The organism is Pseudomonas cerasi (assembly GCF_900074915.1).
In the GTDB taxonomy this organism is placed as follows: domain Bacteria; phylum Pseudomonadota; class Gammaproteobacteria; order Pseudomonadales; family Pseudomonadaceae; genus Aquipseudomonas; species Aquipseudomonas cerasi.
The window spans coordinates 1,788,463-1,810,255 of sequence record NZ_LT222319.1; the positions used below are offsets into that span (position 1 = coordinate 1,788,463).

Sequence of the window (21,793 nt, forward strand, 5' to 3'; positions counted from 1 at the left end):
AAACCCACGTTGTCTGGAGCGTGGCAGATGGGCGTATCCTTCGCCCTTGATCAACAGGAATTAAAATGAGCGAAAGCTTTGCAGAACTTTTTGAAGAAAGCCTAAAGACCCTCAACCTTCAGGCCGGTTCGATCATCACCGCGATCATCGTTGATATCGATTACCAGGCAGGTTGGGTTACGGTTCACGCCGGTCTGAAATCTGAAGGCCTCATCCCGCTGGAACAGTTCCACAACGACGCTGGCGAGCTGACCATCAAGATCGGTGATGAAGTTCACGTTGCGCTGGACGCGGTCGAAGATGGCTTTGGCGAAACCAAGCTGTCCCGCGAAAAAGCCAAGCGTGCCGAGTGCTGGATCGTTCTGGAAGCGGCTTTCGCAGCTGAAGAAGTGGTCAAGGGCGTTATCAACGGTAAGGTTAAAGGCGGCTTCACTGTCGACGTTAACGGCATCCGTGCGTTCCTGCCTGGTTCTCTGGTTGACGTCCGCCCTGTGCGTGACACGACTCACCTGGAAGGCAAAGAGCTCGAGTTCAAGGTCATCAAGCTGGACCAGAAGCGCAACAACGTTGTCGTTTCCCGTCGCAGTGTCCTGGAAGCCGAGAACAGTGCCGAGCGCGAAGCTCTGCTCGAGTCCCTGCAGGAAGGTCAGCAAGTCAAGGGTATCGTCAAGAACCTCACCGATTACGGCGCATTCGTCGATCTGGGTGGCGTCGATGGCCTGCTGCACATCACCGACATGGCCTGGAAGCGTATCAAGCATCCATCGGAAATCGTCAACGTTGGCGACGAGATCGATGTCAAGGTCCTGAAGTACGATCGTGAGCGCAATCGTGTTTCCCTGGGTCTGAAGCAACTGGGTGAAGACCCATGGGTTGCTATCAAGGCTCGCTACCCTGAAAGCACCCGCGTTACCGCGCGTGTTACCAACCTGACCGACTACGGCTGCTTCGCAGAGCTGGAAGAAGGCGTGGAAGGCCTGGTACACGTTTCCGAAATGGACTGGACCAACAAGAACATCCACCCTTCGAAAGTCGTTCAGGTTGGCGACGAAGTGGAAGTCATGGTTCTGGACATCGACGAAGAGCGTCGTCGTATCTCCCTCGGCATCAAGCAGTGCAAATCCAACCCATGGGAAGATTTCTCTGGCCAGTTCAACAAGGGCGATAAAATCTCCGGCACCATCAAGTCGATCACCGATTTCGGTATCTTCATTGGTCTGGACGGCGGCATCGACGGTCTGGTTCACCTGTCCGACATCTCCTGGAACGAAGTGGGCGAAGAAGCCGTACGTCGCTTCAAGAAGGGCGACGAGCTCGACACTGTGATCCTGTCGGTTGATCCTGAGCGTGAGCGTATCTCGCTGGGTATCAAGCAGCTGGAAAGCGATCCGTTCTCCGAGTACGTCACTGTCAATGACAAGGGCGCGATCGTTCGCGGTATCGTTAAGGAAGTTGACGCCAAAGGCGCCATCATCACTCTGGCCGACGACATCGAAGCGACCCTCAAGGCTTCCGAAATCAGCCGTGACCGCGTTGAAGACGCGCGTAACGTTCTGAAGGAAGGCGAAGAGATCGAAGCCAAGATCATCAGCGTTGACCGCAAGAGCCGCGTAATCAGCTTGTCCATCAAGTCGAAAGACGTTGAAGACGAGAAAGAAGCGATCCAGAGCCTGCGTAGCAAGCCTGAAGTCGCTGAAAGCACTGGTCCTACCACTATTGGTGACCTGCTGCGCGCGCAAATGGAAAAACAGAACTAAGTTCTGCTTGACCAAAAAAAGGACGACTTCGGTCGTCCTTTTTCGTTTCTGCCGTTCAGGCCCTACAGGTTCGGATGCGCCTGGCTTGCTCTCACGCACAGTGTGAGTCGCTAAACGTCTCCAGTAGCCTCTCAGGCCGTCTCGTTTCGCCTATTGCTCAAGCTCCCTTCCCATATCTGTCTCCTGTCATGTCGCTGTAATCTGTTCATGCCTGGTTAGACGGTATTGAACATAAGTCAATAGATGGGCTGTTCAAATTCATCCGGTCATGCTAAAACCTTCCAAGCGCTGATCTAGCTGCTTGAAAAAGAAGGGAAAAATATGACGAAGTCGGAGTTGATCGAACGAATTGTCACCCATCAAGGGCTGCTCTCATCCAAGGATGTCGAGCTGGCCATCAAGACCATGCTTGAACAAATGTCCCAGTGCCTGGCAACCGGTGACCGAATCGAGATTCGGGGCTTTGGCAGCTTTTCGCTGCATTACCGTGCACCACGGGTAGGGCGCAACCCGAAGACCGGACAGTCGGTCAGTCTCGATGGCAAGTTTGTCCCGCATTTCAAGCCGGGCAAGGAGCTGCGGGATCGGGTCAACGAGGATGAAGAAGAGGGCCTTTAAAGCCATCCACCACAGGATTACCAGATGCGTATCTTCAAACGAGTCATTCTGATCGTCGCCGTGTTGCTCGCTGTTTTGGCAACAACCGTGTTTGTGCTTGAGAACCGGCAGTCTGTTGCCGTGACGTTTTTCGGTTGGTCGGCGCCTCAGCTTCCTCTGGCATTGCCTGTTGTCCTTGCGTTGCTCTTGGGCATGGTCATCGGCCCGATACTGGCATGGATAGCCAGTCTTCGTAAAAAGCGCACACCTTCCCCTCGCTCTGTCTGAGCAGCGTCGATCATGCGTCGTCGGAGATTGATCTGGCGACACGATAGCGCGCGTTTTTTACCCCTTTTTGTTCAATAAAGCCGCATGCGATGCTTCGGGGCTGGTGTGCTTCGTTGTGCCTTCGCGCGTTTTTATCGAAAAAAGAGCCTTATAGTTTTGTCAGTTTATTCTTCACTTATATAGAGAATAGTTGCTCAGGCGTGTAGGAATATTCGCTTTTTTAATTCGTGTACCCATTTTAAAGGGGGTGCGGGTTATATTCATTTTCAGTGTTGATTACTGCTGCCCTGACTGCCTTGTGTCAAGGCTTGAAAATGAATCGTTCAAGTGCAGAATGCGCCGAAACTTAATGTTCAGACCTGCTGCCGGATGTACCGCGTATTCAGAGCAGGCTGGCAAGAAAAGGTGACTGCATGTCTTATCCGCAAATCATTCATCACGGCGCTGTCGATACAGTCACGGGTTCGTGTCATCAATTGCACATGGATGCATCGAGCAGCCTGCTGATTGACTGCGGGTCGGTGCAGGAGCGCGGCAGGCAATCCGGGACCGCTTCATTCGGATTCGACCCGGAGGCTGTCAGAGCGTTATTGATCAGCCATGTGCACAATGACCATGTCGGGCGTATTCCAGAGTTGCTGGCATCCGGTTACAAGGGGCCGATACTGTGCAGTGAGCCCAGTGCCCACCTGTTGCCACTGGTCGTGGAAGATCTTCTGAAAATCGAATTTGCACACGACCCCGGGCAAGTCGGACGCTATCTGGATGTCATCAACAAGAGAATCATCGCTCTGCCATTCGATGAATGGTTCAGCCTGGTCGACAACGAATCCCTGCATTGCCGGGTCCGTTTGCAGCGTGCCGGGCACATACTGGGATCTGCCTATATAGAATGCGATCTTCAATACCCTGCACAAACGCGTTCTGTGCGCGTGGTGTTTTCCGGTGACCTGGGGGCGAGTCATACGCCGTTTCTGCCTGCGCCGAAGCCGCCCGAGCGCGCGGATGTGCTGGTGCTGGAAAGCACCTATGGCAATCGTGTTCACGAAGATCGCAGCACTCGTCAGCAAGGGCTTGAGCGCATCATAGACAAGGCGCTGGAGGATAACGGCACCGTCCTGATACCGGCATTCAGCATCGGCCGAACCCAGGAATTGCTCTACGAGCTGGAAGACATACTGCGACGCAAGATGCCATCGAATCATGCCGTCGAAAACGGTAGGCAGCCGGGTGACGGTGATCCGGACTGGTCGAGGTTGCCGATCATCCTTGATTCGCCTCTGGCGAGTCGCTTTACCAAGGTCTATCAGTCGTTTGAAGACTACTGGGATGAGGGCGCGCGGTTAAGGCTCGACGTCGGCAGAAAGCCGTTGGGCTTCGAACAACTGGTTACCGTCGACACCCATGAGGAACATCTGCGCACTGTCAATTACCTGGCCAGTACGGCGCGTCCGGCCATCGTGATTGCCGGTAACGGTATGTGTGCCGGAGGCAGGATCGTCAATTACCTGAAAGCCATGCTCGGTGACACACGGCATAACGTGGTATTTGTCGGCTATCAGGGCAAGGGAACGCCGGGCGAGGCCATTCAGTTGCACGGCCCGTCGGGCGGCTATGTAGAGCTGGACCGTGAGCGCTTCGATATAAATGCCGGGGTCCACACCGCAAAAGGCTATTCTGCCCACGCTGATCAGGTCGAACTGGTCGAGTTCGTGACGGGGATGAAAGAGTGGCCGACGCAGATCAGGCTGGTGCATGGCGAGGCGGCCGCGAAAAAGGTTCTGGGCAATATTCTGAGTCGCAAGTACTCGCTCAAGAAACGCCCGTTGGAACTGTTTATCCCTTGAAGGCGTGATGAGCACGTTAGTTGTCGGCTGATGCGGTAATCGAATTCTTGCAAGTGAGTGCCAATGCATGATTATCGTGCATTGTCCCTGGGGTACGTTGAACGTCATCGTGAAAGTTATAAAATGGCTTGAACATATTTCAGTTGTCAAAACGCGTTACTTAAGCAATATTTGGCCGATTTGGAAGGGCGTGTTTGCATGAGCGGTGATGTTGCATTGGTTGCAATAACAGGTGCGACAGGTTTCGTGGGCAGTGCTGTGGTTCGCCGACTGATCGAACGCACAGGCTGCTCTGTGCGGGTTGCGGTCCGGGGCGCCTATGCTGCTTCCGACTCGCGCATCGATGTTGTCAGTGCGCAATCATTGGCGCCGGACAATCAATGGGCAAGTTTTGTAACCGGCGCGGACGTGGTGATTCATTGTGCTGCCCGGGTGCATGTACTCAACGAGACCGCTGACGCTCCGGATCAGGAATACTTCCGCGCCAATGTCACCGCAACGCTGAATCTGGCCGAGCAGGCCGCAGCGGCAGGCGTCAGACGCTTTATCTTTATCAGTTCCATCAAGGCCAATGGCGAGTCTACGCTTCCGGGCGCGCCATTCAGTGCGAGCGACCCGTGCAATCCGCTGGATGCCTATGGCGTTTCAAAGCACAGGGCCGAAGAGGGCTTGCGCGAGTTGTCTGCCCGCACCGGTATGCAGGTGGTGATCATTCGACCGGTATTGGTCTATGGTCCGGGGGTCAAGGCGAACTTCAGAAGCATGATGCGCTGGCTGGACAAAGGGCTGCCGTTGCCGCTCGGGGCCATCGATAATCGTAGAAGCCTGGTGGCGGTGGATAACCTGGCAGACCTGGTGACCGTCTGTGTCGATCATCCTGCTGCGGCTGACCAGACGTTTCTGGTCAGTGACGGTGATGATCTGTCCACGGCCAGGCTGCTGCGCGAAATGGGCAAGGCCCTGGGCAAACCTGCCCGGCTGCTGCCGGTGCCGACCGTGCTGTTGAACGCGGCTGCAGCACTGTTGGGCAAGAAGGCTTTTTCACAACGGCTGTGCAACTCGCTGCAGGTCGATATCAGTAAAACCTGTACGATGCTGGATTGGCTTCCACCTGTGAGTATTGAACACGCCATGCAGGACACCGCTCGATATTATCTGGAACACGACAAGCATGATTGAGTGGCTGTCGGTCATCGCTATTGCCTTTCTGTCTCTGATTCTAACGGCGTTGTTGCGCAAGTATGCGCTCGCCAAAAGTCTGACCGACATTCCAAACGCTCGAAGTTCGCATTCCATACCCACGCCCAGAGGTGGCGGCGTTGCCATCGTCATCACTTTCGTCATGGCGATGGCTTTGCTGGGGTGGGCCGGCTATCTGCCTTGCTCTGCGCTTGTTGCCATCGTCGGTTCGGGCGGCTTGGTGGCGGTGATCGGTTTCATGGACGATCACGGGCATATCGCCGCACGATGGCGCCTGCTGGGGCATTTTGCTGCGGCTGCATGGGCCTTGTTTTGGCTGGACGGTCTTGCCCCGCTCGACGTCATGGGCTGGACGGTCGACCTGGGGCCATTCTGGCAAGTACTCGCGGCGTTCTATCTGGTGTGGATGCTGAACCTTTACAACTTCATGGACGGAATAGACGGTATCGCCGGTATCGAGGCGGTCACTGTATGCCTGGGCATGAGCATCATCTATGCCTTGGATGGCCACGCCGGGCTGTCCTGGGAAGTGCTCATGCTGGGCGCTGCCGCAGCAGGTTTCCTCTACTGGAACTTCCCGCCGGCGAAGATATTCATGGGCGACGCGGGCAGCGGCTTCCTCGGGATAGTGCTCGGTGTGCTATCTATTCAGGGTTCCTGGGCCTCACCTCAGTTATTCTGGTCCTGGTTGATTCTACTGGGAGTGTTTATCGTCGACGCGACCGTGACCCTCGTGCGACGCCTGTTACGCAAGGAAAAGCTCTACGAGGCACATCGCAGCCACGCGTATCAGTTTGCGTCGCGTCATTACGGCCGGCATGTGCCGGTTACGCTTGCAGTGGGGCTGATCAATCTTGTCTGGTTGCTGCCGATTGCACTATGGGTTGCGCTGGGCGATGGAGAAGGGCTTATATGGGCGGTAGTTGCTTACTGCCCGCTGATTCTACTGGCGCTGAGGTTCCGCGCCGGCAAGGCAGAATAAGGTAACGAAGTGTTTTTCTGGTTGTCTCAGACACGTAGCTGTTTCACAGGTACCGATTTCAGATCATGTTGCAACCGGTAGCATAACGGAGCATTAAAAAATTGATGAGCAGGTTGCGGACCAGATTACTGGCTCTACCACGCCGCAAAAAACGAATAATTCAGGTGGCTGCCGACGTCCTGTTGGTCTGGTTGGCTCTATGGATGGCGTTTGTCGTACGACTGGGTATCGATGAGCTGATCAATCCGCTCGAGAAGCACACGTGGCTGTTCATCAGTGCGCCCGTTGCGGCTATCCCGCTGTTCATCCGGTTCGGCATGTATCGCGCAGTGATGCGCTATTTCGGCAATGATGCGCTGATTGCCATCATCAAGGCCGTGACGATGTCGTCGCTGATCCTTGGGTGCATGGTCTACGTTTACAGTAACCACCAGCAATTGGTCCCGCGTTCGGTGATCTTCAATTACTGGTGGCTGAGCATGGTCATGATCGGCGGTCTGCGACTGGCCATGCGGCAGTATTTTCTCGGCGACTGGTTCGCTGCGGCGCAGCACGTACCTTTCGCCAAGAGCGACAACGGTTTGCAGAAGGTTGCCATCTACGGCGCTGGCGCTGCGGGAAACCAGTTGGTCGCCGCATTGCGCATGGGCCGTCTGATGCATCCGGTGGCGTTCATCGATGATGATGAATCGATTTCCAACCGGGTTATTTCCGGTCTTCAGGTCTACAAACCGCGAAACATCCAGCGAATGATCGATTCCACGGGGGCTCAGGAAATCCTCCTGGCAATCCCTTCATCGTCGCGTGGACGTCGTCGGGAAATCCTCGGTTTTCTGGAAGGCTTTCCGCTGCACGTACGAAGCGTTCCGGGCTTCATGGATCTGGCCGCTGGCAGGGTCAAGGTCGATGACCTTCAGGAAGTCGACATTGCAGACCTTCTGGGGCGCGATGCAGTCCCGGCCCGCGATAACCTGCTTGAGCACTGCATCAAGGGCAAAACGGTGCTGGTGACCGGCGCTGGCGGCTCGATCGGCTCCGAGCTGTGCCGACAGATATTGCTGCTGCAGCCTACCCAGTTACTGTTGCTGGACCACAGCGAGTTCAATCTCTACAGCATTCTTTCCGAGCTTGAACAGCGCTCGGCCCGTGAGTCACTTTCGGTGAAATTGCTGCCCATACTCGGTTCGGTGCGCAACCACCCCAAATTGCTGTCGATCATGAAAACCTGGAAGGTCGACACGGTCTATCACGCTGCGGCCTACAAGCATGTGCCCATGGTCGAGCACAATATTGCCGAAGGCGTCATCAACAACGTTGTGGGCACGCTCAATACCGCCCAGGCGGCGTTGCAGGCAGGCGTGTCCAACTTTGTCCTGATCTCTACCGACAAGGCGGTCCGCCCGACCAATGTAATGGGCAGTACCAAGCGTCTCGCCGAATTGATATTGCAGGCACTGAGCCGCGAAACCGCACCAGTGATCTTCGGGGACAAGGCCAATGTCTATCAGGTCAACAAGACCCGCTTTACCATGGTTCGCTTTGGCAACGTGCTTGGCTCGTCCGGTTCGGTGATCCCGCTGTTCCACAAGCAGATCCAGTCAGGCGGGCCGCTGACGGTGACGCATCCCAAAATCACCCGCTACTTCATGACCATCCCCGAAGCCGCTCAGTTGGTCATTCAGGCGGGCTCCATGGGGCATGGCGGCGACGTGTTCGTTCTCGATATGGGTGAGCCGGTCAAGATTGTAGAACTGGCCGAGAAGATGATCCACCTGTCCGGTCTGGCCATTCGCTCGGAGAAAAATCCGCACGGTGATATCTCCATTGAGTTCACCGGGCTGCGTCCTGGCGAAAAACTCTATGAAGAGCTGTTGATCGGCGACAACGTGGTTGCCACCGAGCACCCCATGATCATGAGTGCAAACGAAGATTGCCTGCCGTGGGATGTATTGAAAGGCCGCCTGACAAAACTGCTGGACGCGGTCGACCGCGACGATTACACCAGTGTGCGTCAGTTGCTGCGCAAAACGGTAAACGGTTATACGCCAGAGGGCGAAATCGTTGACTGGATGTATCAGGAACGCAGCGGCGAAACGTGATTTCATCAGCACCGCCGGTGCTCTGGGCAGAGGCGGAAATACGTTGAACGATCCGGCAACAGGCAGCAACGCTCGAGTGCTTTTCCAGGAGGGGACGCTGGTCTAAGTTTCAGGCACAGCATGTGGATGCTGCCTTGAACTGCTATGGAGCTTTATCTATGCGAACCCCTATTTTCAGTGCCCTGATCTTTGCCTTGCTCACCAGTGCCTCGGTTGCGGTCAATGCCGCCCCTGTGTCTCAGCCCGCCACATCGGCGCCCCCGGTATCCCAGTCGCCGATGATGGAGGACACCGCGTCCACTGCGGCGCATGAGCAACGCAAGGACAGGGTCAATCTCAATACTGCCGATGCGCAAACACTGCAGAAAGGACTGGCAGGTATCGGGAAGAACAAGGCCGATGCCATTGTGGCTTACCGGGAAGCCAACGGTGAGTTCACGTCGATTGATGAGTTGATAGAGGTCAAGGGGATCGGCAAGGCCATTCTGGAGAGGAATCGCGAAAAACTTGCGATCGACTGAACAGCGTTTCAGCCAGTAAAAACACAGGCCGATCAATGATTGGCCTGTGTTTTTATAAACTCTCGCTGAGACGCTCCCCGCGAAAGTGTCTGTACCAGAGGGTCAGTTGGTGCTCTTTTTTATCTCCTGTTTGAGATAGTCGCGGGTCGTATCCAGAATGCGCTGTGACAGCTCCTCGTCAAAAGCGCTGCGGGCGAGTGCCAGACCACCCACCAGTGCGGACAGCACCGGCAGGCTTTTGGACTCCATTCCATTCTCCGCGAGGGGCTTGTCGAACTGCTCCAGCAGGTGAAGGATGATTTTATCCGTCGTCATGCTGGGCTGATCGCGCTGGCCCAGTTCCAGGCACATGGTCGGTAACGGGCAACCCCCGTCCTCCGCATCGCGGCTGGCTATCGATAGGTAGAGATCAATGAATTCACTGAGCGAGTCCTGTCTGGCGAAAACGTCGCTGGTGATTCCTTTTACATTGTCGAGGGCGTGACTCAATGCCTGTTCAACAAGATCATCCTTGGATTTGAAATGCGCGTAGAACCCGCCATGGGTCAAGCCAAGTGCCTTCATCAAAGGTTGCAAGCCCGTAGCACCAATGCCGTCACGACGGAAGCGCATGGACGCTTCCTTGACAATGCGTTGGTGCGTTTGGGCCTTATGATCGAGCGCGTAACGCATGCGCTGAGTCTCCAGAGAGGGCCAATGTGTCAGCGCATTTATACATGGATAGATGAAACGTTGCAGCAGGCTTTCGCTCGCAATGAGAACTTCAGCTCAATCAGTCAGGTGAATACCTTACTATTTATCAAGGTAATGAGTGAGGCTGGCTCTGGACAATTCGCCCAGATGGCTACTGATCAGGCGTCCGTCCGCCGAATAGAAGAGAGTGGTGGGCAGCGCCGCCGAACCGACCTGGCGGGCGAACTCGCCGTCCGGATCCAGAAAAATGTTGCTCAGCACCAGTTGCTGTTTGGACAGATAGTCGCTGACTGTCCCGGCGCTTTCGGCCTGATTGACGAACAGAAATGTAATGTCCTTGCGTTCCCGTTGCATGTCGCGCAGCACCGGCATTTCGCGGCGACACGGAGGGCACCAGGTGGCCCACAGGTTGATGACCACCGATTTGCCCCGGTAGTCGGACGCCCTGACCGGCTCGCCAGTCAGCGTCCGAAGTGTTGTATCAGGCAGTGAAATACGCTTTTGATAATGATCCAGAATCAAGCCGCCCGATACCCAGATCGCCAGTCCGACGCCCATCCCGAACGTCAGGGCGCGACGCTGTTCGGGACGGCGCCAGCCGATGATCAAGGCGCCCAGCAGGGCGCAGATAACCCCGGGCCAGACCAGAAAGCCGCCATCACGGATGTCCAGTGCCTTCCAGGGAGTGTCGCTGTACTGTGCGAAATAGGTCAGGACGAACGCGATACGTGCGCTGGCTACACCCAGAATGAAGAGTCCGAACACGGCGGTCTTTCTGGACAGGGTATGCCGGACAAGCCGCGCCTCTATCCAGGTGGCCGTCATCAAGGCGCCCAACAACAACAGGTGGGGTATCGCGAGGGCGAACGGCCCGGCGTTGATGCTCAACATCGTTTTGGGTCCTTGAAGGGGTTTTTGCCGGGATCACATTCAGCTGCCGGTGCGCTTATCTGCCTGACGACCATCCATTGCGCACTGCACAGGCGCAGCATGGTATCGCTGCCGGCCCCTCCAGGAAAACGCAGAACTGTTCCCGGATGTCAGGCCGCGTGGGCGGCTTGATTGAGCCTGTAAGCTGTTGAAACACTAATTCCTCGACAAGAGGTCGACCGTCCTCCAGCCCTTTGTACAAAAGGCGTGCGCTCGAATGCCGACTTGTTGTGGAAGAAACTATTGTCCTACAAGCCTTTGACTTCTGGCGTCAATCCCGGAGAATCTCGTCCGCTGTTTTCGAGGGGGGCGCTGAACTGCCGGTTTTTTCGACGCGTTTCCCTTTTTGATAAACCGGCCACGGAGAGTCGACCGGATGAATGATCAGGCTAATGGCGTCGTAGAACGTCTGGATGTAGCTCCCGAGAGCATCGCGTCGTGGAATCGTAATGACACGACCTGGATGCTCGGATTGTTCGGTACCGCCATCGGTGCGGGTACCCTGTTTTTGCCAATCAACGCAGGTATCGGCGGTTTCTGGCCATTGATGGCGCTGGCGCTGCTGGCGTTTCCCATGACCTTCTACGCCCACCGCGGGTTGACGCGCTTTGTGCTGTCAGGGCGTGAAGGTGCCGACATCACCGATGTGGTCGAACAGCATTTCGGCAAGAGTGCCGGTGCGATGATCACCTTGTTGTACTTCTTCGCAATCTTCCCGATCCTGCTGATCTACAGCGTGGCCCTCACCAACACCGTTGGCAGTTTTCTTGAGCATCAGTTGCACATCACGCCACCGCCACGCGCCGCACTGGCGTTCGTGCTGATCATGGGCCTGCTGGCCGTGGTGCGTTGCGGCGAGCGGTTCATCGTCAAGGCCATGAGCCTGATGGTTTACCCGTTCATCGTCGCTCTGTTGTTTCTCGCGGTATTCCTCATCCCGCACTGGACCGGCGGCATTCTGAGTACCGCTACGACGTTCCCCGAGCTATCGGCGTTCATACCTACGCTGTGGCTGGCCATCCCGGTGATGGTGTTCTCTTTCAACCACACACCGATCATCTCGGCCTTTGCCGTTGATCAGAAGCGCCAGTATGGTGAAAACGCAGAGGTACGCAGCTCGCAGATTCTGGCCCGCGCCCACGGTCTGATGGTGGTGATGGTGCTGTTCTTCGTGTTCAGTTGCGTGTTGACACTGTCACCTGCTCAACTGGCCGAGGCCAAGGCGCAGAACATTTCGATCCTGTCCTACCTGGCCAACCACTTCAATAACCCGACCATCGCCTTTGTCGCACCGCTGATTGCGTTCGTGGCTATTTCCAAGTCGTTTCTGGGTCATTACATCGGTGCAAGCGAGGGCTTGAAAGGCCTGGTTCTGAAAGCGGGTCGTCGTCCTGCACCCAAGGCGCTGGACCGTATGACCGCGGCGTTCATGCTGGTGGTGTGCTGGCTGGTGGCAACGCTTAACCCAAGCATTCTGGGCATGATCGAAACCCTGGGCGGGCCGGTGATTTCGGCTCTGCTGTTCCTGATGCCGATGTACGCTATCCACAAAGTCCCGGCCATGCGCAAATACGCTGGCGCATGGTCCAACTACTTTGTGGTTGCCGCCGGTGTGGTGGCGATTTCAGCACTGATCTTCTCGCTGGCCCGCTGAATCCGGCAAGCGAAACCTCCAGGTCTGCGCCGATTCAACGGCGCAGACTTTGATCAGGTTATGCGATCGTGATCAATCCACTGGCTCGGGATACAGCGGCCTGGACAAGTGCATGATGCTCGCATAGTCGTAAACGTACTGCCGTCCCGCATGGCTGGTCGAACGCAGTTGGTCGATCAGTTGTCGTTCTTTCTTGTTCAAGTATCTCAACGCCGGATCTTGGCTGGACTTCAGGCGATCACGTTCATGGGCGTCAGGGAATGCGATGACGTTCGTCATGAAAAATCTCCTTGGGTTTTAGTCCTTGTTTGCTTTGATGTTGCCCCGGTTGCGGTGGTGATGGCGACGGTTCACCTTACCCACAAAAACTTGATGCGATCAACCCTGTAGATGCCGGGTGTGTCACAACGTTTGTGTGATCTCGTAGGATTGTCGGCTGCCGTTGATGACAATCTGTACAGCATCGTCTTCGAATTTGCCCAGCAGGTTCTGCCCGAGGGGGGCTCTGGCAGTAATGACGGTGACCAGTTGATCGCCTGCGCTGACCTTCAGCCCGGCAGCATCGGGGCCGAGGAACAGATAGTGTGTCTGCCCGCCCGCATCCTCGACAACTATCAGATCACCGTTCTGAATACCGCGCGATTCATCGAATGGCTTGAGCGACCATTTTCGATAAAGCGCCAGCGACTGACGAATTTCCTCGACGCGGCGTGCCTGTCCGGCTGCCAGATAAGAGGCCTCCAGCCCTAGCGTGTCGTACTTGTTCTCGGCGATGTTCTCTTCGTGGGTTGCCGTTTCGTAGGCGGTCTGCGCCGCTCGTTCGGCGATGTCCAGATCGATGTTCAGTTTATCGATGATCAGTTGCAGTACATCCCGTTTATTCATGGTTCATCCGCAGTACTGATCGATGCTGGCACGGCTTTTCTCGCTCGGTGCGGTGCGATCCTGCTGTATCCAGAAATCACACTTCGAACGGTTGAAGGTACGCTGTTGTTGCTCCTGAGCCTGTTCACGCGCCTGGCGGGCCTCGCTTTCACGCAGGCTTTGCTCATATTTGCGAAACATCTCGGTCTCCGGCGCAGACGGGGAGGCGGCCTTTTGTGCGGGCGGTGCAGTCAACTGCGCGGCGGCATTGTCCAGCGCCTGGGCCTGGGTCGGTGGCAGGCTTTTGTAGTAGAGCAGGGCGGTCAGAAACACCGCCAGGGCGCCCAGCCAGATGCCCAGCGCAATGCACACGATCAATTTCAACGACACGTACAGGTCGCGACGGCGGGTGGGAAATGACATGGCTGAACTCCTTGCAGGCCAACAGATGTGATTGTGCCATGCCTGATGCCCAGGCATGAAAACTGTGCAGCATGTTTGCCTGGCAGCACCAGGCTGGTGACAACGTGCCGTTCTGAACGACAATCAGCATTTTTTGCCATCCAGCCTCAGGGAGTCAGGATGAAAGCCTCGTGGGATATTTTTTGCAGCGTAGTCGACAACTACGGTGATGCGGGCGTGACTTGGCGGCTGGCGCGCCAGCTGGCTGCCGAGCACGGCCTGCAGGTGCGTTTATGGATCGATGATCTGTCGGCTTTCGTTCGCTTGTGCCCCGGTGCAGATCCACAGGCCCGGCAACAGTGGCAAGAGGGCGTGAGCGTCTGCCAGTGGCCGACCGACTGGGTGAGCACCGATATTCCTGACGTGGTCATCGAAGCCTTCGCCTGCCGCTTGCCGACGCGCTACACCGAATCGATGCTGCAGCGTTCGCCAAGGCCGCTGTGGCTGAATCTCGATTACCTCAGCGCCGAAGACTGGGTGTCCGGCTGCCACGGCCTGCCTTCGCCACAGTCGAACGGTTTGAAGAAGTTCTTTTTCTTCCCGGGCTTTTCCGAGGCCACGGGTGGGTTGCTGCGCGAAGCAAACCTGATCGAGCAGCGTCAGGCGTTTCAGCGAGACATGGCTGCGAAACAAGGCTTTCTGAAGGGGTTGGGTATCGAAGCGTTGGCCGAGGCGCGGTTGATTTCGGTATTTGCCTATGAAAACCCCGAGCTCGGCAGTTGGCTCGACGTCCTGGCCAGCGACAGCCGGCCGACGCATCTTCTGGTGCCGGAGGGACGCATTCTCGGCGACCTGCAGCGCTGGCTGGGTATCGACGATCCGCTGTACGCCGGGTTGACTCAGGTCCGCGGGGGGCTGACGGTTCAGGTCCTGCCGTTCATCCGTCAGGAGCTTTACGACCAACTGCTCTGGAGCTGTGATTTCAACATTGTGCGCGGCGAGGACTCGTTCGTGCGTGGGCAGTGGGCGGGGCGGCCGATGCTCTGGCACATCTATCAGCAGGAAGAAGACGCGCATCTGCCCAAGCTCGATGCGTTTTTAACGCTCTACCTCGAGGGTCTTTCCCCGGCGGCCGCTCAAGCGGTGAACCAGTTCTGGCAGCGCTGGAATGTCGGCGGCGACCTTGGCGAGTGTTGGACGGCGCTGGCAGAACACTGGCCGCAGATCGAGCGACATGCCGAACGCTGGTGCCAGCAACAAGCCGCACAGACTGATCTTGCCACGGCGCTGGTGCAGTTTTATGTAAATTCGCTATGATACGCGGCCTTGATACAAGGCTCTGTACGAAAAAGGCCTGCGCAGGTTGTTTCTCGTACAGAGCCTTTGGTTAATTCCATCCAAATTCGGATATATGCAATGAAAACTGGTAAAGAGCTGAAACCCGGTACCGTGATCCGTCTCGAAAACGATCCTTGGCTGGTTCAGAAAGCTGAATTCACCAAATCCGGTCGTAACAGCGCGATCATGAAGACCAAGCTGAAAAACCTGCTGACCGGTTACAAGACCGAGATCGTTTACAGCGCCGACGACAAGCTGGACGACGTGATCCTGGATCGCAAGGAAGCCACCCTGTCGTTCATCAGCGGTGACACCTACACGTTCATGGACACCACTGACTACACCATGTACGAGCTGAACGCCGAAGACATCGAAAGCGTTCTGCCTTTCGTCGAAGAAGGCATGACCGACGTCTGCGAAGCCGTGTTCTTCGAAGACCGTCTGGTTTCCGTAGAACTGCCGACCACTATCGTGCGTCAGGTCGACTACACCGAAGGCTCCGCTCGTGGCGACACGTCGGGCAAGGTCATGAAGCCTGCCAAACTGAAAAACGGCACCGAGCTGAGCGTTGCTGACTTCATCGAAATCGGCGACATGATCGAGATCGATACCCGTGAAGGCGGTTCCTACAAAGGCCGTGCGAAGTAAGCATGGTTTTGTAACCCCGTTACGCAAAAAACCCGCATCGCTGCGGGTTTTTTTGTGCCTGGGATTCTTGCCGGACAGCGGTCACTCAGGCGTCCGACAGGATCAGACCGTTACATGCAGGCGCACATCGACGTTACCGCGAGTGGCGTTGGAGTAAGGGCAGACCACGTGAGCGGCATCGACCAGTTGCTGAGCGTCGGCTTGTTCCAGACCTGGCAGGCTGACATGCAGATCGATGTCCAGACCGAAACCGCCCGGGATCTGGCCGATGCCTACATGGGCGGTGATCGAGGTGTCTGCCGGAATGCTGCGTTTGCTCTGGCCGGCCACGAACTTCAATGCACCGATGAAACAGGCCGAATAACCGGCAGCAAACAGCTGCTCAGGGTTGGTGGCTGCGCCGCCAGCACCGCCGAGCTCTTTCGGGGTCGCCAGCTTGACGTCGAGAATCTTGTCGTTGGAGACAGCACGACCATCACGGCCGCCGGTGGCGGTTGCAACTGCGGTGTAAAGAGTGTCCATGATCTTTCCTCGTTCGATGAAGGTTTAATTGCGCTAAATACTTGCGCGCTAACTAATCGCAGGACAAAGGTAGTCTAGGGATAGTTTGCGCGCAAGCTAATTTTGCAAAAAAGTTCGAGGCTGGTCGTTGGCGGGCGAGGCAACAGGCTTGAAGGGCCTGCCAGACCTCACGCGTGGTGGCCGGGCATGACGAGAGCCGGGTAACGCTTTTTCTAGAGACTATGGTGCAGGTGCTCGCGCAGCTCCAGCAACTGGGCCTGCAGATCGAGAAGCTTTTCCATGGTCAGCCCGCTCGACGAGAGAATGCAACCAGGTACGCTCAAGGCCTTTTGTTGCAATTCGCGTCCCTGTGCGGTGAGGTGAAGCAACACCACCCGCTCGTCTTCCTTGCTGCGCGTACGGCTGATGAAGCCTTCGCCTTCGAGGCGTTTGAGCAGCGGCGTCAATGAGCCCGGATCGGTAAGCAGACGCGTGCTGACGTCCCCTACAGTAAGCCCGTCCTTTTCCCACAGCACCATCATCGCCAGATACTGCGGATAGGTCAGCCCGAGCGCCTGCAGCAGCGGCTTGTAAACCTTGGTCATCATCAACGAGGTGGAATACAGGGCAAAACACAATTGGTTATCCAGCAGCAGCGAATCGCAATCGGCAGGTGCGGAGCGGGTCGGGCTTTCGTCGGCACTCATATCAGGTCCTCAAACTCAGTCGAATGAGTTTAACTTAGTGTTGCACTCTTTAATGCGCCAGATAATTTCGCTCGTGCATGCTCGAAGCGCCGGCATTGTGCGTGACGCGTGAAAAAAACGGCGTCATCGGGTGTCGGTCCAGAGCAGGACTGCGTAGCATTTGGTCATTGACCGGGTGGGGACGCAGTGTGATTGAAATTGTGATGTTTGTATTGCTGGGTGCAGCGATGGGCACCCTGGGAGGGTTGTTCGGCATCGGTGGTGGTCTTGTGGCAATTCCCGCGCTCGGTGTGCTGTTCGGTCTGGATCAGCAACTCGCTCAAGGGACCGCTTTGTTGATGGTCCTGCCCAATGTGTTGCTGGCCTTGTGGCGTTACAACCAGCGCAACCGGATTCTGCTGCGTAATGCGCTGATGTTGATCATCCCCAGTTTCATTTTTGCCTGGCTGACCTCACTGCTGGCGGTCCGCGTCGACCCGCAGGGCATGCGCCTGGGCTTCGTCGGTTTTCTGGTGGTGCTGACCGTGTTCAACGTTGCGCAGATGTATTGGCGCAGCAAGCAGGCCGCTGGCGGGTTGCGTCATGAGAAGTGGTTATGGCTGCTGGGCGTCGGGTCCGGCGTGACCGGTGGCCTGTTTGGCGTTGGCGGCGGGGTGGTGGCGACGCCGATCCTTACCAGTGTCTTCGGCACGACCCAGGTCGTGGCCCAGGGGCTGGCGCTGTCCCTGGCGGCGCCGAGCACCGGCATCACGCTGGTCACCTACGCGCTGCACGATCACGTCAACTGGTCGATGGGCATTCCGCTGGCCATCGGCGGCCTGGCCAGCATCAGTTGGGGCGTGAAACTGGCGCATTCGTTACCCGAGCGAACCCTGCGCCTGATGTTCTGCGTGTTTCTGGTGCTCTGTGCGGTCATTCTCGCGCTCAAGGTTTGAAACCGGCGATGATGTAATCGGCCATGCATTCGGTGATGGGCGAGGGATTTTCAGGGTTGCGCAGCAGGACGATGCTGGCGGTCGGCAACTGTGGCAATTGTTCCGCCTCGCCGAGGATACGCAAATCCGCTGTGGCCAGGCTCTGGAACTGTGCGGTGACTGCCAGGCCCGCGCTGACCACTGCGGTGATCGCTGCCATGCTCGAGCTGCTGTAGGCGATGCGGTAATCGCGCCCCGCGCCGTCCAGCGCATTGCAGGCCCAGTCACGACAGAAGCAGTGGGTGTTGAACATCGCCAGCGGAATGGGCGTTTGCTCATGTGGGGCAAAGCCGATGGCTTCCATCCACATCAGGCGCTCCTGACGCAGCAGTGTGCCGATCTCAGTGCCGGGCTTGCGCGTGACGATGGTCAGATCAAGGTCGCGGCGTTGCAGCAGAAGGTCCGATGGCTCGCAATGCACTTCCACCTGAACCAGCGGATAGGCCTGGGCGAACTGCGCCAGAATGCCGGGCAGGAAGCGCATCACGTAATCGTCCGGCGAGCCGATTTTTACCACGCCGATCATGTGCGGCTCGCGCAAGGTGTTGAACACCTCGCTGTGCAGCTTGAGGATCCGTCGTGCGTAACCGAGCAGTACCTGGCCCTCGGCAGTCAGGTTCAGAACCCGACCTTCACGCTGAAACAGCGGGCGCTGCACGACGTCTTCCTCAAGACGCTTCATCTGCATGCTGACCGCCGACTGCGTGCGATTGACGGCTTCGCCTGCACGGGTAAAACCGCCGTGATCGGCAATCGCCACGAAGGTGCGCAACAGTTCGGTATCAATGCTCGGGTAGGTGGCCAATACATCAATCTCCCGGATGGAAGGCATAAGAAACATTCGTTGGATTGATCCTACGCCCGGCGAGAGACTTTCGTCATCACAATGGAGGGCAGGATGATGAAAGGTCAGAAACAATGCGTGTTGGTGGATGGGGTCAATGGAAGGGCGCGGTCAGGCGCAGTGTTCTCAGTGCTTAAGCGTCATCTGCAACGCTGGCTTGAACTGCACCGCCAGCGTCACTTGCTGGCGCAGATGAGTGACGGAACACTGAAGGATCTGGGTCTGAGTCGGGCCGACATTCAACAGGAAGCCGAGCGTCCTTTCTGGGACGACCCGCTCAAGCATTGAGCGGGCCGTTGCACCGGGGTTTTTTGTTTAGCGCCTGACCTGCTTGAGGGTCTCGGCAATCAGGAAGGCCAGTTCCAGTGACTGATCGGCGTTCATGCGTGGGTCACAATGCGTGTGATAGCGATCCGAAAGGCCGTCTTCAGTGATCGGACGGGCGCCACCGATGCATTCGGTGACGTTCTGTCCGGTCATTTCGATGTGGATGCCGCCGGCGTAAGTGCCCTCGGCCTGATGCACCTGGAAGAACTGCTTCACTTCGCCAAGGATCTGCGCAAAGTCACGGGTCTTGTAGCCACTGCTGGCCTTGATCGTGTTGCCGTGCATCGGGTCCGAGCTCCACAGCACCTTGCGGCCTTCGCGCTCGACGGCGCGGATCAGCTGCGGCAAGTGATCACCCACCTTGTTGGCACCCATGCGCGCGATCAGGTTCAGGCGGCCCGGGTCGTTGTCCGGGTTGAGGATGTCGATCAGGCGAATCAGGTCGTCGGTGTTCATGCTCGGGCCGACCTTGACGCCGATCGGGTTGTTGACCCCACGCAGGAACTCGACATGCGCGCCGTCCAGTTGGCGGGTACGGTCGCCTATCCACAGCATGTGCGCCGAGCAATCGTAGTAATCGTTAGTCAGGCTGTCGCGTCGCACGAAGGCTTCTTCGTAATTGAGCAGCAGCGCCTCGTGAGCGGTGAAGAAGCTGGTTTCGCGCAGTTGCGGCGAGCTGTCCATGCCGCAGGCGCGCATGAACGCCAGGGTTTCATCGATACGCCCCGCCAGTTGGCTGTATTTCTCGGCCAGCGCCGAGTTGGCGATGAAGTCCAGGTTCCATTTATGGACCTGATGCAAGTCGGCGAAACCGCCCTGAGCGAAGGCGCGCAGCAGGTTCAGGGTGGCGGTGGACTGGTTATAGGCCTGCAACAGGCGCTCCGGGTCCGGTACACGGCTCTTTTCGTCGAACCCGATACCGTTGACGATATCGCCGCGGTAAGCCGGGAGCGTCACGCCGTCGATGATTTCGTCGTTGGCCGAGCGTGGCTTGGCAAATTGCCCGGCCATGCGTCCGACTTTCACCACCGGGCAGCCGGCGGCAAACGTCATCACGATTGCCATCTGCAGCAGAACCTTGAACGTATCGCGAATCTTGGCGGCGGAAAACTCCATGAAGCTTTCCGCGCAGTCGCCGCCCTGCAGCAAGAACGCACGCCCCTGGGTTACTTCGGCAAACTGACGGCGCAACTCCCGGGCCTCGCCGGCGAATACCAGCGGCGGATAACTGGCCAGCGTCTGTTCGACCCTGTGCAGGTGCTCGGCATCAGGGTAGTGAGGTTGCTGCTGAATCGGCAGTGCCCGCCAGCTGTCGGGGCTCCAGGGTTGGCTCATTATTGGCTCTAGGGTTGTGCAATCGGATCGGCATGTTAGCAGTTCGTCGTTGCTCTGCCAGTCTGGGGCGGACCATTGGAGCGGCGCCGCACGCCACAACGTGTGACAAAGCCGCGCGCTTGCCCGACAATTCGTATTTTGCGCTCAGCGCAGACAACCAGGAACGGTGATGACGGAAGAGCGTGAGCGCGTAGAGCGGATCCTGGCCGAGGTCCACGACGACTTCGGCATGATTCGCGTGCTGGAAGTGGAGGACTACCGCTTTCTGGAGTTTGGCGATGCCATCGAGCAAAGCTGCACCTTTACAGCCGATCCGAGCTGGCTGGAGTACGACTACACCCGGGCGATGTTGATCGGCGCGCTGTGCCATGACGCGCCGGAAAGCGCGCTGTTTCTGGGGTTGGGTGCCGGCACGCTGACCCAGGCCTGCATGAAGTTCCTGCCGCTTGAAGACGTGGAGGTCATCGAGCTGCGCCCGGATGTGCCACGTCTGGCCATGGAGTTCATGGGGCTCGACGACGATCCGCGTCTGTATATTCGCATCGGCGATGCGCTGGACCTGCTGGACAGTACAGAGCCTGCCGACCTGATCTTTGTCGACCTGTACACCGATGTCGGGCCGGGGGTCGGGCACCTGGCCTGGAATTTCCTGCAGAGCTGTCAGCAGCGCCTGAATCCGGGCGGCTGGCTGATCATCAATCAGTGGGCCACCGACGACGGCAAGCCGCTGGGAGCGGCCCTGCTGCGCGGCTTGTACCACCGTCATTACTGGGAGCTGCCGGTGAAGGAGGGCAACGTCATTCTGCTCGTGCCTGCCGATCTGGATCAGACGCTGGATATCGACGCGTTGAGCGGGCGAGCCGAGGCACTTGCGGCGCATCTGGGTTACTCGCTGGCGTCGTTGATCGGGGCGATTCGTTCCGCGACCTGAGCAGGCGAAAAGTGAGGCGATTGTGCCGAAAACGGGGTGGGACAATTCGCCACACCTCGAAGGCCAGGATGCTGGCGATGCGCAGGAATAGGTTAAACGTTTAAGCAGTAATGCCCGCAATCTCGGGCCCGCGCCCCGATCAGGCGGCCTTCTGCCTGGACTCAGGGCCTGCCGCCGCTCAAGAATGGCGCAACGTTTCGTAAAAAAAGACTCACTAAGGTGCGTATTTCCGGTATAGTGCGCGCCGGCCTTAACACGGCCCTCGTCAAGGTATTGCAGTTCCCCGAAGCCAGCTTCGGTTGCTTGTTCGCACAACGGACTAGCCTGGACGATCCATTCATCAAACGTTTTCGC

23 protein-coding genes are annotated in these 21,793 nt (G+C 57.3%); 14 read left to right on the forward strand and 9 right to left on the reverse strand.

Annotation, left to right across the window (positions count from 1 at the left end; genetic code table 11):
* Nucleotides 1–65 precede the first annotated feature (65 nt).
* The 8 genes from rpsA to PCPL58_RS10685 all read left to right on the forward strand — a co-directional run bounded on the left by rpsA (nt 66) and on the right by PCPL58_RS10685 (nt 9,291).
* On the forward strand, nt 66–1,757 hold the full coding sequence (rpsA, locus tag PCPL58_RS10650) for a 30S ribosomal protein S1 (protein ID WP_002554562.1): 1,692 nt from the start codon (nt 66–68) through the stop codon (nt 1,755–1,757).
* A gap of 321 nt (nt 1,758–2,078) precedes the next feature.
* The gene (ihfB, locus tag PCPL58_RS10655) at nt 2,079–2,375 is read left to right on the forward strand and encodes an integration host factor subunit beta (protein ID WP_003369729.1); all 297 of its coding nucleotides are present in this window, start codon (nt 2,079–2,081) and stop codon (nt 2,373–2,375) included.
* Between the two features lie 24 nt (nt 2,376–2,399).
* A complete protein-coding gene (locus PCPL58_RS10660; RefSeq protein WP_003369732.1) occupies nt 2,400–2,642 on the forward strand; it encodes a lipopolysaccharide assembly protein LapA domain-containing protein in 243 nt (80 codons plus the stop codon).
* Nucleotides 2,643–3,055: 413 nt separating this feature from the next.
* Nucleotides 3,056–4,489 carry an MBL fold metallo-hydrolase RNA specificity domain-containing protein gene (locus PCPL58_RS10665; protein ID WP_065349380.1) on the forward strand — a complete coding sequence of 478 codons (1,434 nt, stop codon included), beginning with the start codon at nt 3,056–3,058 and terminating at the stop codon, nt 4,487–4,489.
* A 198-nt stretch (nt 4,490–4,687) separates the two neighbouring features.
* On the forward strand, nt 4,688–5,668 hold the full coding sequence (locus tag PCPL58_RS10670; protein WP_003434408.1) for a UDP-glucose 4-epimerase family protein: 981 nt from the start codon (nt 4,688–4,690) through the stop codon (nt 5,666–5,668).
* Entirely contained in the window at nt 5,661–6,671 is a 1,011-nt protein-coding gene (locus PCPL58_RS10675; protein ID WP_065349381.1) for an MraY family glycosyltransferase, read from the forward strand. The genes PCPL58_RS10670 and PCPL58_RS10675 overlap by 8 nt, the downstream gene beginning before the upstream one ends.
* Before the next feature lie 104 nt (nt 6,672–6,775).
* Nucleotides 6,776–8,770: a polysaccharide biosynthesis protein gene (locus PCPL58_RS10680; RefSeq protein WP_065349382.1), complete on the forward strand. Its 1,995-nt coding sequence runs from the start codon at nt 6,776–6,778 to the stop codon at nt 8,768–8,770.
* Nucleotides 8,771–8,928: 158 nt separating this feature from the next.
* The gene (locus PCPL58_RS10685) at nt 8,929–9,291 is read left to right on the forward strand and encodes a ComEA family DNA-binding protein (protein WP_065349383.1); all 363 of its coding nucleotides are present in this window, start codon (nt 8,929–8,931) and stop codon (nt 9,289–9,291) included.
* Between the two features lie 102 nt (nt 9,292–9,393).
* Here the strand turns inward: PCPL58_RS10685 and PCPL58_RS10690 are convergent, their stop codons facing one another.
* Both PCPL58_RS10690 and PCPL58_RS10695 read right to left on the reverse strand, forming a co-directional pair.
* The gene (locus PCPL58_RS10690) at nt 9,394–9,963 is read right to left on the reverse strand and encodes a TetR/AcrR family transcriptional regulator (RefSeq protein ID WP_003369744.1); all 570 of its coding nucleotides are present in this window, start codon (nt 9,961–9,963) and stop codon (nt 9,394–9,396) included.
* Nucleotides 9,964–10,083: 120 nt separating this feature from the next.
* A complete protein-coding gene (locus tag PCPL58_RS10695) occupies nt 10,084–10,875 on the reverse strand; it encodes a TlpA disulfide reductase family protein (protein WP_065349384.1) in 792 nt (263 codons plus the stop codon).
* Nucleotides 10,876–11,290: 415 nt separating this feature from the next.
* Here PCPL58_RS10695 and PCPL58_RS10700 point away from each other — a divergent pair, with 415 nt between their 5' ends.
* Nucleotides 11,291–12,568, forward strand: coding sequence for an aromatic amino acid transport family protein (locus PCPL58_RS10700; RefSeq protein ID WP_003369750.1), 1,278 nt, complete (start codon nt 11,291–11,293; stop codon nt 12,566–12,568).
* Between the two features lie 72 nt (nt 12,569–12,640).
* On the opposite strand, the gene PCPL58_RS10705 is transcribed toward PCPL58_RS10700, so the two are convergent.
* The 3 genes from PCPL58_RS10705 to PCPL58_RS10715 form a co-directional block, all read right to left on the reverse strand.
* On the reverse strand, nt 12,641–12,847 hold the full coding sequence (locus tag PCPL58_RS10705) for a hypothetical protein (protein WP_002554553.1): 207 nt from the start codon (nt 12,845–12,847) through the stop codon (nt 12,641–12,643).
* A 123-nt stretch (nt 12,848–12,970) separates the two neighbouring features.
* Complete coding sequence (locus PCPL58_RS10710; protein ID WP_065349385.1) at nt 12,971–13,453, reverse strand: GreA/GreB family elongation factor; 483 nt, start codon at nt 13,451–13,453, stop codon at nt 12,971–12,973.
* 3 nt (nt 13,454–13,456) lie between these two features.
* A complete protein-coding gene (locus tag PCPL58_RS10715) occupies nt 13,457–13,855 on the reverse strand; it encodes a hypothetical protein (protein ID WP_060708074.1) in 399 nt (132 codons plus the stop codon).
* A 159-nt stretch (nt 13,856–14,014) separates the two neighbouring features.
* Between PCPL58_RS10715 and earP the strand changes: the two genes are divergently transcribed.
* Together earP and PCPL58_RS10725 are read left to right on the forward strand one after the other, a co-directional pair.
* A complete protein-coding gene (earP, locus tag PCPL58_RS10720) occupies nt 14,015–15,151 on the forward strand; it encodes an elongation factor P maturation arginine rhamnosyltransferase EarP (protein WP_065349386.1) in 1,137 nt (378 codons plus the stop codon).
* Between the two features lie 99 nt (nt 15,152–15,250).
* Nucleotides 15,251–15,820, forward strand: coding sequence for an elongation factor P (locus tag PCPL58_RS10725; RefSeq protein WP_002554550.1), 570 nt, complete (start codon nt 15,251–15,253; stop codon nt 15,818–15,820).
* Nucleotides 15,821–15,922: 102 nt separating this feature from the next.
* Here the strand turns inward: PCPL58_RS10725 and PCPL58_RS10730 are convergent, their stop codons facing one another.
* Both PCPL58_RS10730 and PCPL58_RS10735 read right to left on the reverse strand, forming a co-directional pair.
* Nucleotides 15,923–16,342: an organic hydroperoxide resistance protein gene (locus PCPL58_RS10730; protein ID WP_003434440.1), complete on the reverse strand. Its 420-nt coding sequence runs from the start codon at nt 16,340–16,342 to the stop codon at nt 15,923–15,925.
* Between the two features lie 212 nt (nt 16,343–16,554).
* Nucleotides 16,555–17,028 carry a MarR family winged helix-turn-helix transcriptional regulator gene (locus PCPL58_RS10735; protein ID WP_065349387.1) on the reverse strand — a complete coding sequence of 158 codons (474 nt, stop codon included), beginning with the start codon at nt 17,026–17,028 and terminating at the stop codon, nt 16,555–16,557.
* Nucleotides 17,029–17,216: 188 nt separating this feature from the next.
* On the opposite strand from PCPL58_RS10735, the gene PCPL58_RS10740 reads away from it, so the two are divergent.
* Nucleotides 17,217–17,963, forward strand: a complete 747-nt coding sequence (locus PCPL58_RS10740) for a sulfite exporter TauE/SafE family protein (RefSeq protein WP_032703082.1) — start codon at nt 17,217–17,219, stop codon at nt 17,961–17,963.
* Here the strand turns inward: PCPL58_RS10740 and PCPL58_RS10745 are convergent.
* Nucleotides 17,953–18,807, reverse strand: a complete 855-nt coding sequence (locus tag PCPL58_RS10745) for a LysR substrate-binding domain-containing protein (RefSeq protein ID WP_003434445.1) — start codon at nt 18,805–18,807, stop codon at nt 17,953–17,955. The two genes, PCPL58_RS10740 and PCPL58_RS10745, sit on opposite strands and share 11 nt — an antisense overlap.
* A 93-nt stretch (nt 18,808–18,900) precedes the next feature.
* On the opposite strand from PCPL58_RS10745, the gene PCPL58_RS10750 reads away from it, so the two are divergent.
* Entirely contained in the window at nt 18,901–19,134 is a 234-nt protein-coding gene (locus PCPL58_RS10750) for a DUF1127 domain-containing protein (RefSeq protein WP_065349388.1), read from the forward strand.
* A 27-nt stretch (nt 19,135–19,161) separates the two neighbouring features.
* On the opposite strand, the gene PCPL58_RS10755 is transcribed toward PCPL58_RS10750, so the two are convergent.
* Nucleotides 19,162–20,508, reverse strand: coding sequence for a class II 3-deoxy-7-phosphoheptulonate synthase (locus tag PCPL58_RS10755; RefSeq protein ID WP_003418074.1), 1,347 nt, complete (start codon nt 20,506–20,508; stop codon nt 19,162–19,164).
* A 169-nt stretch (nt 20,509–20,677) separates the two neighbouring features.
* Here PCPL58_RS10755 and PCPL58_RS10760 point away from each other — a divergent pair, with 169 nt between their 5' ends.
* The gene (locus PCPL58_RS10760) at nt 20,678–21,439 is read left to right on the forward strand and encodes a spermidine synthase (RefSeq protein WP_003369776.1); all 762 of its coding nucleotides are present in this window, start codon (nt 20,678–20,680) and stop codon (nt 21,437–21,439) included.
* Nucleotides 21,440–21,793 lie beyond the last annotated feature (354 nt).

Excerpts from the sequence above, each read along its gene's own strand:
- rpsA (WP_002554562.1), top strand. The coding sequence starts at position 66 with ATGAGCGAAAGCTTTGCAGAACTTTTTGAAGAAAGCCTAAAGACCCTC.
- ihfB (WP_003369729.1), top strand. The coding sequence starts at position 2,079 with ATGACGAAGTCGGAGTTGATCGAACGAATTGTCACCCATCAAGGGCTG.
- PCPL58_RS10660 (WP_003369732.1), top strand. The coding sequence starts at position 2,400 with ATGCGTATCTTCAAACGAGTCATTCTGATCGTCGCCGTGTTGCTCGCT.
- PCPL58_RS10665 (WP_065349380.1), top strand. The coding sequence starts at position 3,056 with ATGTCTTATCCGCAAATCATTCATCACGGCGCTGTCGATACAGTCACG.
- PCPL58_RS10670 (WP_003434408.1), top strand. The coding sequence starts at position 4,688 with ATGAGCGGTGATGTTGCATTGGTTGCAATAACAGGTGCGACAGGTTTC.
- PCPL58_RS10675 (WP_065349381.1), top strand. The coding sequence starts at position 5,661 with ATGATTGAGTGGCTGTCGGTCATCGCTATTGCCTTTCTGTCTCTGATT.
- PCPL58_RS10680 (WP_065349382.1), top strand. The coding sequence starts at position 6,776 with ATGAGCAGGTTGCGGACCAGATTACTGGCTCTACCACGCCGCAAAAAA.
- PCPL58_RS10685 (WP_065349383.1), top strand. The coding sequence starts at position 8,929 with ATGCGAACCCCTATTTTCAGTGCCCTGATCTTTGCCTTGCTCACCAGT.
- PCPL58_RS10690 (WP_003369744.1), bottom strand. The coding sequence starts at position 9,963 with ATGCGTTACGCGCTCGATCATAAGGCCCAAACGCACCAACGCATTGTC.
- PCPL58_RS10695 (WP_065349384.1), bottom strand. The coding sequence starts at position 10,875 with ATGTTGAGCATCAACGCCGGGCCGTTCGCCCTCGCGATACCCCACCTG.
- PCPL58_RS10700 (WP_003369750.1), top strand. The coding sequence starts at position 11,291 with ATGAATGATCAGGCTAATGGCGTCGTAGAACGTCTGGATGTAGCTCCC.
- PCPL58_RS10705 (WP_002554553.1), bottom strand. The coding sequence starts at position 12,847 with ATGACGAACGTCATCGCATTCCCTGACGCCCATGAACGTGATCGCCTG.
- PCPL58_RS10710 (WP_065349385.1), bottom strand. The coding sequence starts at position 13,453 with ATGAATAAACGGGATGTACTGCAACTGATCATCGATAAACTGAACATC.
- PCPL58_RS10715 (WP_060708074.1), bottom strand. The coding sequence starts at position 13,855 with ATGTCATTTCCCACCCGCCGTCGCGACCTGTACGTGTCGTTGAAATTG.
- earP (WP_065349386.1), top strand. The coding sequence starts at position 14,015 with ATGAAAGCCTCGTGGGATATTTTTTGCAGCGTAGTCGACAACTACGGT.
- PCPL58_RS10725 (WP_002554550.1), top strand. The coding sequence starts at position 15,251 with ATGAAAACTGGTAAAGAGCTGAAACCCGGTACCGTGATCCGTCTCGAA.
- PCPL58_RS10730 (WP_003434440.1), bottom strand. The coding sequence starts at position 16,342 with ATGGACACTCTTTACACCGCAGTTGCAACCGCCACCGGCGGCCGTGAT.
- PCPL58_RS10735 (WP_065349387.1), bottom strand. The coding sequence starts at position 17,028 with ATGAGTGCCGACGAAAGCCCGACCCGCTCCGCACCTGCCGATTGCGAT.
- PCPL58_RS10750 (WP_065349388.1), top strand. The coding sequence starts at position 18,901 with ATGATGAAAGGTCAGAAACAATGCGTGTTGGTGGATGGGGTCAATGGA.
- PCPL58_RS10755 (WP_003418074.1), bottom strand. The coding sequence starts at position 20,508 with ATGAGCCAACCCTGGAGCCCCGACAGCTGGCGGGCACTGCCGATTCAG.
- PCPL58_RS10760 (WP_003369776.1), top strand. The coding sequence starts at position 20,678 with ATGACGGAAGAGCGTGAGCGCGTAGAGCGGATCCTGGCCGAGGTCCAC.